Below are 12,389 nucleotides of genomic sequence, written 5' to 3'. Positions count from 1 at the left end.
GATTTTACGATAATTGGATCGTTTCGACATGTTCAATCGGATGACCGAACCATTTCGATGCAATGTGTTGGAACGTTTCTTTCGATCCAGTCGTGAAAAATATGTGCTCGCGGCGCTTATTCCCCGTATAAAGCAAACCGCTATGATGTAAAATTGTACTCACTTCACGCGCTGTTTCATCGCCAGAACAAATGAGCTTCACGTGCTCGCCCATATATTGTTGAATGAGTGGGCTTAAAAGTGGATAGTGCGTACATCCTAAAATAAGCGTATCAATTGGTCGGTCTTTTAATGGTTCAAGAGATTCGGCAACAATTTGCTTTGCTTCTTCTCCTTCAAATTGTCCGCTTTCCACTAAAGGAACAAACTTTGGACAAGCTAAACTTTCTACTTTCACATCGCTATTGATCGATTTTAATGCTTGCTCATAAGCACCACTTTTCACCGTTCCAACCGTGCCGATAACACCGATATGATAGTTTTTTGTAATTTTCAATGCGGTGCGAGCGCCGGGATGGACGACGCCAATGACAGGAATGTTGAGCGTATCACGAATTTCTTCTAAAGCGACAGCTGTGGCAGTATTACATGCAATGACGAGCATTTTTATATCATATCCAAGTAAATAGTTCGTCATTTCCCATGTAAATTGTCGAATTTCTTCTCGTGACCTCGGTCCGTATGGACAACGTGCCGTATCTCCTAAATATACAATTTGTTCTTTTGGTAGCTGGCGCATAATTTCCTTTGCGACCGTTAATCCACCAACACCTGAATCAATTACTCCAATAGGTCTTTCCAATGTATTCGCCTCATTCTTTGTTGATGTATGACAAAACATTTTTCATTATATCATACATCAAATCAATAGAGAACCGGCTGCCTAAAACGAAAAGGCGAGCCGGTTCTCTCTATAGTTCAAGTTCCCCCATTCGAAGCAATTCAACAACAGCTTGTGAGCGCCCCTTTACTCCAAGCTTTTGCATCGCATTCGAAATGTGGTTGCGAACTGTTTTTTCGCTAATGAAGAGCTCACTAGCAATCTCTTTCGTCGTCTTGTCTTGGAGCAACAGTTCGAATACTTCCCTTTCTCTTTTTGTGAGCAGCGGCTTCTGATTCAAGTGAATAACCCTCCTTGCTTTTACCAGACCGAAACGGATGGGTATATATTTAGTCGACATATCGTATGCAAGAAGGGCGTGAACGGTTACATGTTTTCTATTAATCGCGCACGAGCGTTTTCGTCCCATGCGACCCCTTTTCCTGTCTTTTTAGACATTTGCACCATCGTTCCCCGACCTGTAAATGCAATCGCTCCATTTTGTTTTTTTCCTACATAATGTAAATCAACAGAAGAGTTGCCGATATGTGCAACTTTTACACCGATTTGTAACTGTTCACCGAAATATACTTGTTGTAAAAAATCGCATTGTAGATTAGCAACGACTGGGATCGCATCGTGTTCTTTTCCTAACCAGTCATTCATAAAACCAAGATGTTCGAAAAATGCGATGCGCGCTTCTTCAAAATATACAAAAGGTACCGTGTTGTTCAAATGACCAAACATATCCGTTTCTGAAAAACGAACGCGCACCGGATGAAAAAAAGAAAAACGTTGTTCCCATTCTTTTATGTCATCAATATAAGATACTTTCAATTTCCCTCTCCCCCTCTATAAAGCAATCTAGCATCATAGATGAAACGTAAGGCCGACTCTTGAAGAGCCGACCTTTTTGTTACACTTCATCGCTACCGAAGAAATTGCGGAACATTTGAATCGTTGCTGCGCGGTTCAATGCCGCAATCGATGTTGTAAGCGGGATGCCTTTCGGACAAGATTGCACACAGTTTTGTGAATTTCCGCAATTCGCTAATCCACCATCACCCATAATCGCTTCGAGACGCTCTGCTTTATGCATCGCTCCTGTTGGATGTGCATTAAATAAACGTACTTGCGATAGCGGCGCTGGACCGATAAAGTTTGACTTACTATTGACGTTTGGACAAGCTTCTAAACATACCCCGCACGTCATACATTTTGATAGCTCGTATGCCCATTGTCGTTTACGCTCTGGCATGCGCGGTCCCGGACCTAAATCGTACGTTCCATCGATTGGGATCCACGCTTTCACTTTTTTCAACGAATCAAACATGCGACTACGATCCACTTGTAAGTCACGAATGACCGGGAATGTGCGCATCGGCTCTAAACGAATCGGTTGCTCGAGCTGATCGATCAGTGCGGTACACGATTGGCGTGGCTTGCCGTTAATGACCATTGAACAAGCGCCACACACTTCTTCCAAACAGTTCATTTCCCAAGCAACAGGCGTCGTTTTTTCCCCTTTCGCATTGACCGGATTGCGCCGAATTTCCATGAGCGCCGAAATGATGTTCATATTCGGACGATACGGAATGACAAACTCTTCTTCATAAGGGGCTGTATCCGGACGGTCTTGTCTTGTGACGATAATCCGAATCGTTTTATTTTCGCTCATGATTTCACTTCCCCTTTCTTTTTCGTGTAATCGCGTTTGCGTGGCTTAATAAGCGATGTATCCACTTCACGATAATGGAACGATGGACCATCCGGTGTAAAGCTTGCCATCGTTGTTTTTAACCATTCTTCGTCGTTTCGCTCAGGAAACTCTGGCTTATAATGCGCTCCACGGCTTTCGTTACGGTTGTAAGCACCAAGCGTAATGACGCGAGCAAGTTGCAACATGTTGTAAAGTTGGCGTGTAAACGACGCACCTTGGTTGCTCCATTTCGCTGTGTCGTTAATGTTAATATTTTTATAACGCTCAAGTAATTCCTGAATTTTCTCATCCGTCTTTAATAATTTATCGTTATAACGAACGACTGTGACGTTATCCGTCATCCATTCACCGAGCTCTTTATGCAAAACGTAGGCGTTTTCTGTACCATCCATCGCCATAATTTGCGCCCATTTTTCTTCTTCTTGTTTTAAATAGCGGTCGTATAAAGAAGAAGGCATCGCATCGGCAGATTTCTCAAGTCCTTTCATATATTCAACAGCTTTTGGACCTGCTACCATTCCGCCGTAAATGGCAGATAATAACGAGTTCGCACCGAGACGGTTTGCACCGTGCATCGAGAAATCGCACTCGCCCGCTGCAAACAACCCTTTAATGTTTGTCATTTGATCGTAGTCCACCCATAATCCACCCATTGAGTAGTGAACAGCTGGGAAGATCTTCATCGGCACTTTTCTTGGGTCTTCACCCATAAACTTTTCATAAATTTCAATAATGCCGCCTAACTTAATATCCAGCTCTTTCGGATCTTTGTGCGACAAATCTAAATAAACCATGTTTTCGCCGTTAATGCCGAGCTTTAAGTCTACGCAAACATGGAAAATTTCACGCGTTGCAATATCGCGCGGAACAAGGTTTCCGTAAGCCGGATATTTTTCCTCTAAGAAATACCAAGGCTTCCCGTCTTTATACGTCCAAACTCGTCCACCTTCTCCGCGTGCTGATTCACTCATTAAGCGGAGTTTATCATCGCCTGGAATGGCTGTCGGGTGAATTTGAATAAATTCTCCGTTTGCATAATACGCACCTTGTTGATAGACGATCGATGCTGCTGATCCTGTGTTAATGATAGAGTTTGTTGACTTACCAAAAATGATCCCCGGACCACCTGTGGCCATGATGACAGCATCAGCCGGGAATGCTTTAATCTCCATCGTTGTCAAGTTTTGCGCGACAATACCGCGACATACTTGTTCATCATCTAAAACTGCACCTAAAAATTCCCAACCTTCATATTTTGTCACAAGTCCAGCGACTTCATGACGGCGCACTTGTTCATCAAGCGCGTAAAGAAGCTGCTGGCCTGTTGTTGCCCCTGCATATGCTGTACGGTGATGTTGCGTTCCACCAAAACGACGGAAATCAAGCAATCCCTCCGGCGTACGGTTGAACATGACACCCATACGATCGAGCAAATGAATAATGCCTGGAGCAGCTTCGCACATCGCTTTTACCGGAGGCTGGTCAGCTAAAAAGTCTCCTCCGTACACTGTATCATCGAAATGCTCCCACGGAGAATCTCCTTCTCCCTTTGTGTTAACTGCACCGTTAATGCCACCTTGTGCACAAACAGAGTGAGATCGCTTCACCGGAACTAACGAAAACAAATCTACTTTTACGCCTGCTTCGGCAATCTTAATCGTTGCCATTAAGCCGGCAAGACCTCCACCAACAACAATAATTTTTCCTTTACTCATGTCTCCTCACTCCTCCTTGTGGATTAAACGAATGCTAAAATCGCGCGTATACCAACGATCGAAAGCGCGACAAAAATCCCCATTGTCACGTATGTAGAAATTTGTTGTGAACGAGGAGTTACTGTAATTCCCCAGCTAACAAAAAACGACCATAGCCCGTTCGCAAAGTGAAACACCGCCGAAACGATTCCAACAATATAAAATGCAAGCATAAATGGGTTCGCAACGATGTTCGCCATCATGTCATAGTTCACATCTGCACCAAACGCAGCTTGAACGCGCGTCTCCCATACGTGCCAGACGACGAAAATGAGCGTAATAATCCCCGTTAAGCGTTGCAACATAAACATCCAGTTACGGAAATACCCGTAGCGACTTACATTATTTTGCGCTGTAAACGCAATGTACAGTCCGTAGATGGCATGGAACAATAGCGGAAGAAAAATAACGAAAATTTCTAAAAAATACCGAAACGGTAGCTGCTCCATAAAAGCTGCCGCCTTGTTAAATGCATCTGCTCCTCTTGTTGCAAAATGGTTAACAACTAGATGCTGTGTTAAAAACAGCCCGACTGGAATAACTCCAAGCAATGAATGGAGTCGACGATAAAAAAACTCGCGATTTTGTGCCATACATAACCCCCCTTAAATTTGTCATCTTCCTTTTCTATGTGCTCCCATCCACATCTACTAGACTATGACCAACAGAAGTGTAAACACTTCCATTTCCATTGATCATTGTCACATTCATTGTACTCCCAGAATGTAGGAGCGTCAAGAAAAGGTGTTCACGAAATATTCAATCATTTCAAATTTTAAAACAACTATAATTCTAGTGAAATTCGAAATGAAAAAAAAGTCAATACTGTTTTTCACATTGTTGTTCGTTATAATGAAAAATAGAGAGGGGATTTGATCGTGAGCGGATACGAACAATGGAAACAAACGAGCATTTCTGCTTTTAGCGACTTTTTATTTCGGCAAGAACTACTACCAAATTTATTTGGAAAAGAAACTCCATTTATTTTATATTGGGCAGGAAAAGATTTAGCGAGAAAATACCCACTAGCTACAATCGACGATGTCATTTCTTTTTTCGAACAAGCTGGCTGGGGGAAGTTATCGGTACTTGAAGAGAAAAAAGATGAATGTGAACTTCAATTAGAAGGGCCGCTTGTTGCGATGCGGTTCGATTATGGTGGGGAGTGCACGTTTCACCTTGAAGCAGGCTTTCTAGCCCAACAGTTTGAGCAACAAAAAGGATATGTCACAGAAGCGTTTGAACAGCAAAAGCGGCGCGCAAAAACCGTTTTGTTTACGGTGAAATGGGACCGTAAAGATGAAAGCTGACCGATGATGGTCAGCTTTCGTACGTTTGGAGCGTCTCGTAAATTTTTTGAGCGACATGTTTTGGAATATTTGCTTCCTGCAGTTGTTCAACGGTTGCTTCTTTTATTTTTTTAATCGAGCCAAAATATTGTAGTAGCGCCTGCTTTCTTTTTGTTCCGACCCCTGGAATTTGATCGAGAATGGAATGAAACGCAGATTTTGATCGCACTTGGCGGTGAAATGTAATCGCAAAACGATGCACTTCTTCTTGAATGCGTTGCAACAAATAAAATTCTTGACTATTTTTCTCTAACGAAATGACGCTTGGCGGATCACCAAACAATAAATGTGACGTTCGATGTTTATCATCTTTCACTAAACCAGCGACAGGAATCGATAACCCGAGTTCGCATTCCAACACTTCTTTTGCGGCTTGCATTTGTCCTTTTCCGCCATCGACAACAATGATGTCTGGAAGGGGCAAGCGTTCTCGCAACACGCGCGTATATCGCCGGCGAATCACTTCGCGCATCGACTCGTAATCGTCCGCCCCTTGCACCGTTTTTATTTTATATTTGCGATATTCTTTTTTTTCCGGCTTTCCATCAATAAATACGACCATCGCGGCGACAGCGTCTGTCCCTTGAATATTTGAATTGTCAAACGCCTCGATGCGATGAGGAGTTGAAATCCCAATTGCTTCGCCTAATTTCTCAACCGCACGAATCGTCCGTTCTTCATCACGTTCGATTAAAAAGAATTTTTCTTGCAAAGCAATTTGTGCATTTTTACATGCTAAATCAACGAGTTCTTTCTTTTTCCCGCTCTTCGGCTGCGTGACGCTCACCTCAAGCAATTTCATCGCCATTTCACCATCGATTTCTCGAGGTAATACGATTTCACGTGGCTTTAAATGGTAATGTTTACTGTAAAATTGGCCTAAAAATGTTAAAAATTCTTCTTCTGGTTCTTGATATAGTGGAAACATTGATACATTTCGTTCGATGAGCTTTCCTTGCCGGATGAAAAAAACTTGTACGCACATCCATCCTTTATCGTACGCATACCCAAAAATGTCTCGATCAACAAAGTCATGTAAAATCATTTTTTGTTTTTCCATCAATGCCTCAATGTACGCAATTTGGTCACGATATTCTTTCGCCCGCTCAAACTGTAACTGTTCGGCTGCTTCCATCATTTTTTCTGTTAATGCCTCTTTTACTTCTTTATACCCACCGTTTAAAAAACGCGTAATTTGTTCAACAATTTGTTTATTTTCTTCCTCTGACACTTTATATTCGCACGGTCCTAAACATTGTCCCATATGATAATATAAACAAACTTTTTTTGGCATTTTCTCACATTTTCTTAATGGATATAAACGATCAAGCAATTTTTTCGTTTCATGGGCCGCTTGGGCATTTGGATACGGACCGAAATATTTCCCCTTATCTTTTTTTACCGTTCGCGTAATGATGAGACGCGGATGCGTTTCCCCTGTAATTTTAATAAACGGATAGCTTTTGTCGTCTTTTAACATGACGTTATATTTCGGATCGTATTTTTTAATTAAATTCATTTCCAAAATAAGCGCTTCTAAATCCGAGGACGTCACAATGTATTCAAAATCAGTAATTTCATTCACTAACCTGAGCGTTTTTCCATCATGTGTGCCGGTAAAATAAGATCGAACACGATTTTTCAGCACCTTCGCCTTTCCGACATAAATGACTGTGCCATGAGCGTCTTTCATTAAATAACATCCCGGTTGATCAGGTAAAATGGCCAACTTTTGTTTTAATTGTTCATTCACGTTTTTCCTCCTCTCTCCATTCATATACGGTGATGCGCCCATACACAGGGTCAGATAATAAACTCGATTCATACGTTCGAACAAAATGAATATATGGACGAACGTCTATGCCTTGCGCTTGAAACCCTTTAACGACATGATCAGTAACATACACTTTCGCATGTGGAAATGCCGCTTTTTCACGTTGAAAAACATCAAAAGAGAATACACGTTCATGCGGAAAAGAAACACGCAAATATTCAAGCACGCGCGTTTCCTCCCATGTGAGTAAAATAAAAGGCTTTTCTTTCTGTTCAAAATCATACGCCAACTGATATGTCGCTGGCAACTGTGTCGCTTGACGCTTAACCCCTTGTATGCCGATAATCGTTTGTGAGAGAAGTAAAATAAGCATAACAGTCAATCGAAAACGTGATGACGATTGAAGGACACTGACAAACAAAAAGAATGAAACAATGACGACAATCGGCAATATATGTCTTGGCTTTTCAATGTTTTGCGCAAACAACGCCCATAAAAAATATGTCAATAAAAATAAACGATACAAAGGTGGAAGCGTTATTCGTTTCCAAGTCATAACCAACAAAACAATAAAGCAACTCAGCAACCATATTGACTGCTTAGCCATACCTGTCCAAATGATATTATAAAAAATAAGCATAATAGCTCGTTTCCAAAACGGTGCTTCATCTGTTGAAATCGCTCCACCCCATTGTGTAAAATGCCCTGTTGTAAATGAAAAAGCTAACTGCAAAAACCCCTCTCCCTCCGTCGTAGCCACTGCCATAATCCAAATAAATTGAAATGCAACCGCAATGAGACTGTATAGCAGAAGTTTCTTGAAGCGATATGCTCGCTTCCACCAAACATATAAAATACCAATCCCAAAAGGAATGTACGATAAACGAATACCAAGCATAACGCTAAATAGCCATAACGGAAGCAATTGCACACCGACACGATCCGAGTGAAGCGCACGTTGTAAACTCCATACATACCACCATAAAACAGCGAGTGCGCTTCCTTCCGACATCGGTTGTGAAGCGATTAACATGACGTAGCTAAGCGATTGGACGAGTGCAGTAACGACCCATGCGCACTTTTTTTCCACAAATATTTTGGCAAGCAAATAAATAGGGATCGTCGCACTCATCATGAGCAAACCGTTCCAAATGGCCAGCGCTTTAGCAGGATTGTCGACAAATAAATGAACAAGCATCCCCCCAAAAATAAAATACGGATACCCTGGGAAATGCGGCTGCATCGCAAGCAAATCATACCGATCAAGCGCCAAAGCAAAGTCCACTTCATCCCACGTTGCAGCAAACGGGCTAGCATAGACGAAACATGATATATACACAACAACTAGCGCAATAATTGAAACGATTCGCACAATAAACCCTCCTAAGCAAAAAAGTACAAGGTTCCCCTTGTACTTTACATCACTTGTTGTTCAAGCACCTTCTCATTTTGTTCGTTTTTTTCTTCTTTTTTGCCATAACGTGTTTTCACAAGTAAATAAATGACAATGAAATAGCCGATGTACGCCAACACTGCTTCAAGCGAAGGCATCGATGAATAACCAAATAGCGCCTTAAGAAAAATGCCGACATCGCCAGAAAGAATGGGTTCTTGTCCTGTGTCACGAACGAAATGCTCATGATCAATCGGATGTTCTGGCATAAACCACGTAATATCGTAAACATGTGGCATGACGCTGCCAATAATTTTTAAATCTTGCAACATCGAAATACCTTGCACAAGCAATCCCGCCGCAATCAAGATGATGAATGCGCCTGTGACTTTGAAAAACGTTTTTAATGGTACGCGCATCGTACCTTTAAAGAACATATAGCTTACAATAGCCGCAATCGTTAAACCTGTAATCGCTCCCCAACCTTGTACCGCTGCCCCGATGGTTCCGCCGGTAATGGCAGCAAAGAAAAAGACAGTTTCTACTCCTTCACGCAATACAACTAAAAATGAATGCATAACCATGCCAAACACGTCGCCTTTTGACACGTATTTGCTCATTTTTCCTTCCATACTGCTTTTTATATCTTTGCTATGCTCTGCCATCCAAAAAACCATTTGCGTCAACAAGATGGAAGAAATAAAACCTGAATCCGTGATGGATTGACATCGACTTTGACTTTTTTGCTGGTTTTATGGATGCGTGATCCACCATTCCCTTTTTATGTTTAAAACAGATGTCATCTTCACTCTCAGAAATGAAATAAATATCTTTTTTAGGTATATAAACCAAAGAAAAAACAAAAAAGGACAGAGGGTTAGGATGAGTACAGAATTGCGAACAATCGTTCGTTATGCTCCTTCTCTCCATTTTATGTAAATGTTCAGAAGGGGCTCGCTATAGCCACTCCTTCGCGTCAGTTTCATCCAGATCTGTCGTGATCGGCGGACGAGTCGACCTGCCATCGTGATCACCGTCTGAATGATCGTCTTGATGCGGCGGCGTTTCACTTTATGATGTAATGGATGTCTCGGATCGCTTAATAGATCTTGTCCAATCAGGCGAAGAAGGTTGTACACGAATGCTCCCATGACTAACACGAGCGCATTCGTTTTCATCTTCCCTGATGGAAGTCGCTCTAAATCTAAGTCGCTTTTCAGTTCGCTATGAAACTGTTCGCATGTCGCATGATCGTGATACAATGCGAGCACATCACTCATTCGAACATGCTCGTATCCTTCGAGGCGCACCCAGTAGCTTTCGACTTCGTAATCAGGAACGAGCATCAGCTGTCCATTTCGTTCCATCGTTCGTTCCGTCACTTGGGTGACTTGAACGTACGTATACGTGTGTCCATCGATTGCTGCGGTCTGTGGAAGGCATAACTCATACGTTTGTACTCCTTCTGTTTGTCCATCATCGATGCGTCTGCCCTTTTGCGAAGCGATCTGGAACCAAAGCGCTTTCGATTCTCGGCGTAAGTTTCGCTTGATGACAAAGTCCACGTCTTCCTTTAGACATACGTGCACATTCGCTTCCGCATCGTTTCCTGCATCCATGCGGACAAGCAGACGAGACGAGGTCAGCGGACGAGCTCGACGGATGGCGGTAGTTAAAAACGAAGGCATGTTGTCTTGTACATGTTGTTTCCCTGGACGCAGCTCGGCATGAACGATATACCCTTCCTTCCCTGCGTACGCAAACAACGGCGTAAAACCGTCAAATCCTTTATACGTTCGACTCACTCCTTCTTTCTTCGTATCGGAGTTGTCAAATGGGGAAGCATCTATATCAAGGGGAAGCCATGTCGTTTTCCCTTTCGCCCAACAAGGGGACAAGGTAGCGTGTTGTCGAACCAACAGACGCATCGATTCCTCCCAAATGATGGTTTCGGTCATCGGAAGACAAGCGAGCTGATCGAGACGCTGTCGCAACGTTGGGGAGGAAGGTACGTGCCGAATGCCCATTGATGTCGAAAAGATATCGTCCTGACGATACGCTTCGATATGATCAAAATCCGTTTTTCCTGTGGCAAGCAAGCCGATCATCGAGCGAATGACGTCGCTATGGGAAATGTGCACATCTCGACGAACCGTTGGGAGCCGAAGGGCGTTTACCCGTTTATCCAGTTTCGTTCGATGGAGTAAGTAGCCCACGAGAGCAAGCCCAGCACTTGGAGTAATCGCTTCATCTGTCAATACAAACCGAATCGGGAAATCTTTCATCACATTCACCTACTTGATGAAGAATCGTCAACGTCGTTTTCCCTTATCGTATCAACGGTTTGCATCCATTGTAAAGATGTTTTGTCACGGATTCAGGAAACTAGCAAATATCCCAACGATACACGTTTGGAAACGTGCTTGGGGCAAATACCATTTCCATGCTATTGCACGTAAAACGAAAGCCAGACCATACATGATGACCATATAACTGGCATGCCACGGTTGCGAAACAATCTTATATGCAAGATCAAACAACACATGAGCGTCAAAATGATGAATCGTTATCCATATAAATGACGCAATACATATAAAACTTATGATTCGTATCAAAATTTTTATTTGTTTAGTTTTCATATCGTTTCGCCCATTCAACCGTTTTTGCTAGCCCTTCACGCAACGATACGCGCGGCTCATAGCCAAGCTTTTCTTTCGCTTTCGTAATATCGGCCCACGTGGCGACGACATCACCGAGACGCGGCAGCTCATAACGAATGCGCATACGCGGAAAATGTACGCGCAACTCTGCAAGCAACTGCTTCATTGTTACCGGTTGTCCAGCACCAAGGTTAAACACATTGCTTTCTCCTTTTCGTTCTAACGCTTGAATCATACCGCCAACGATGTCATCAATAAACGTATAATCCCGTGCTGTATGATCTCCGTAAACGGTAATGACCTCATCACGTAGTAACTGACGAATAAATTTACTAATCGCCATGTCCGGCCGCCCCCACGGTCCGTATACTGTGAAATAACGAAAAATCGTCATCGTGTAACCATATATATGGGCATACGCGTGACAAAACGATTCCGCACTATATTTCGCCGCTGCATAAGGGGAAATCACTTGACCGTTTGCCATTTCTTCTTTTAACGGTTGAAACGCTTGATTGCCGTATACAGAAGAAGAAGAGGCAAACAAAACGTGCTGAACTCCCGCTTCTCCTGCCGCTCGTAACACGTTCACTGTACCTTTTACATCGTAATCGATATATGCCAGCGGGTCTATTAACGATGGTTGCACTCCTGGCAACGCAGCCAAATGGAAAACCATATCAGGTTGATGCTCGAAAAAAATTTGTTTTAATGCATCGAATTGAAGAATGTCTGTATGATAAAAATGAAAAAAACCAACATCTTTTATTTGTTGGAGCTGACGTTGTTTTCTTGAAATGGAATAGTAAGAATGAAAATTATCGATTACAATCAGCTCATGTCCAAGTTCAAGCAATTTTTTCCCTAAATGACTACCGATAAAACCTGCCCCACCTGTGATACATACTTTCGCCATCCG

General features: G+C 42.6%; 11 protein-coding genes and 1 pseudogene. 1 reads left to right on the top strand and 11 read right to left on the bottom strand.

The genetic code is table 11. The annotated features are described in order from the left end of the window. Nucleotides 1–4: 4 nt before the first annotated feature. From racE to NSS60_RS03735, 6 genes are all read right to left on the bottom strand, one after another. Nucleotides 5–802: a glutamate racemase gene (gene racE, locus NSS60_RS03760; RefSeq protein ID WP_064214116.1), complete on the bottom strand. Its 798-nt coding sequence runs from the start codon at nt 800–802 to the stop codon at nt 5–7. Nucleotides 803–911: 109 nt separating this feature from the next. Continuing rightward, a complete protein-coding gene (locus NSS60_RS03755) occupies nt 912–1,127 on the bottom strand; it encodes a helix-turn-helix domain-containing protein (protein ID WP_032100525.1) in 216 nt (71 codons plus the stop codon). 80 nt (nt 1,128–1,207) lie between these two features. Next, entirely contained in the window at nt 1,208–1,657 is a 450-nt protein-coding gene (locus NSS60_RS03750; protein WP_064214117.1) for an acyl-CoA thioesterase, read from the bottom strand. A gap of 79 nt (nt 1,658–1,736) precedes the next feature. After that, on the bottom strand, nt 1,737–2,498 hold the full coding sequence (sdhB, locus tag NSS60_RS03745; protein WP_003396476.1) for a succinate dehydrogenase iron-sulfur subunit: 762 nt from the start codon (nt 2,496–2,498) through the stop codon (nt 1,737–1,739). Further along, nucleotides 2,495–4,255, bottom strand: a complete 1,761-nt coding sequence (gene sdhA, locus NSS60_RS03740; protein WP_004889163.1) for a succinate dehydrogenase flavoprotein subunit — start codon at nt 4,253–4,255, stop codon at nt 2,495–2,497. The genes sdhB and sdhA overlap by 4 nt, the downstream gene beginning before the upstream one ends. A 23-nt stretch (nt 4,256–4,278) precedes the next feature. Beyond that, nucleotides 4,279–4,887, bottom strand: a complete 609-nt coding sequence (locus tag NSS60_RS03735) for a succinate dehydrogenase cytochrome b558 subunit (RefSeq protein ID WP_004889161.1) — start codon at nt 4,885–4,887, stop codon at nt 4,279–4,281. Between the two features lie 285 nt (nt 4,888–5,172). Here NSS60_RS03735 and NSS60_RS03730 point away from each other — a divergent pair, with 285 nt between their 5' ends. Beyond that, the gene (locus NSS60_RS03730; RefSeq protein ID WP_004889160.1) at nt 5,173–5,604 is read left to right on the top strand and encodes a YslB family protein; all 432 of its coding nucleotides are present in this window, start codon (nt 5,173–5,175) and stop codon (nt 5,602–5,604) included. Between the two features lie 10 nt (nt 5,605–5,614). Here the strand turns inward: NSS60_RS03730 and uvrC are convergent, their stop codons facing one another. From uvrC to NSS60_RS03705, 5 genes and pseudogenes are all read right to left on the bottom strand, one after another. Further along, nucleotides 5,615–7,396 carry an excinuclease ABC subunit UvrC gene (gene uvrC, locus NSS60_RS03725; RefSeq protein ID WP_004889159.1) on the bottom strand — a complete coding sequence of 594 codons (1,782 nt, stop codon included), beginning with the start codon at nt 7,394–7,396 and terminating at the stop codon, nt 5,615–5,617. Next, nucleotides 7,389–8,789, bottom strand: coding sequence for a hypothetical protein (locus NSS60_RS03720; protein WP_004889157.1), 1,401 nt, complete (start codon nt 8,787–8,789; stop codon nt 7,389–7,391). The genes uvrC and NSS60_RS03720 overlap by 8 nt, the downstream gene beginning before the upstream one ends. 44 nt (nt 8,790–8,833) lie before the next feature. Further along, nucleotides 8,834–9,514: pseudogene (locus NSS60_RS03715) on the bottom strand (FTR1 family iron permease); the annotation flags it as partial. Between the two features lie 207 nt (nt 9,515–9,721). Further along, a complete protein-coding gene (locus NSS60_RS03710) occupies nt 9,722–11,095 on the bottom strand; it encodes an IS1380 family transposase (RefSeq protein ID WP_340720651.1) in 1,374 nt (457 codons plus the stop codon). 343 nt (nt 11,096–11,438) lie between these two features. Beyond that, entirely contained in the window at nt 11,439–12,386 is a 948-nt protein-coding gene (locus NSS60_RS03705; protein WP_004889149.1) for an NAD-dependent epimerase/dehydratase family protein, read from the bottom strand. Between the last annotated feature and the right edge of the window lie 3 nt (nt 12,387–12,389).

The sequence above is a fragment of the Anoxybacillus sp. FSL W8-0382 genome, from assembly GCF_038003845.1.
GTDB lineage: Bacteria > Bacillota > Bacilli > Bacillales > Anoxybacillaceae > Anoxybacillus > Anoxybacillus flavithermus_G.
Note: the sequence above shows the minus strand (reverse complement) of the source record. Positions and strands in the feature narration are given on the sequence as shown.

Coding starts and splice junctions, on each gene's coding strand:
- sdhA (WP_004889163.1), bottom strand. CDS start 4,255: ATGAGTAAAGGAAAAATTATTGTTGTTGGTGGAGGTCTTGCCGGCTTA.
- sdhB (WP_003396476.1), bottom strand. CDS start 2,498: ATGAGCGAAAATAAAACGATTCGGATTATCGTCACAAGACAAGACCGT.
- NSS60_RS03710 (WP_340720651.1), bottom strand. CDS start 11,095: ATGAAAGATTTCCCGATTCGGTTTGTATTGACAGATGAAGCGATTACT.
- NSS60_RS03735 (WP_004889161.1), bottom strand. CDS start 4,887: ATGGCACAAAATCGCGAGTTTTTTTATCGTCGACTCCATTCATTGCTT.
- NSS60_RS03705 (WP_004889149.1), bottom strand. CDS start 12,386: ATGGCGAAAGTATGTATCACAGGTGGGGCAGGTTTTATCGGTAGTCAT.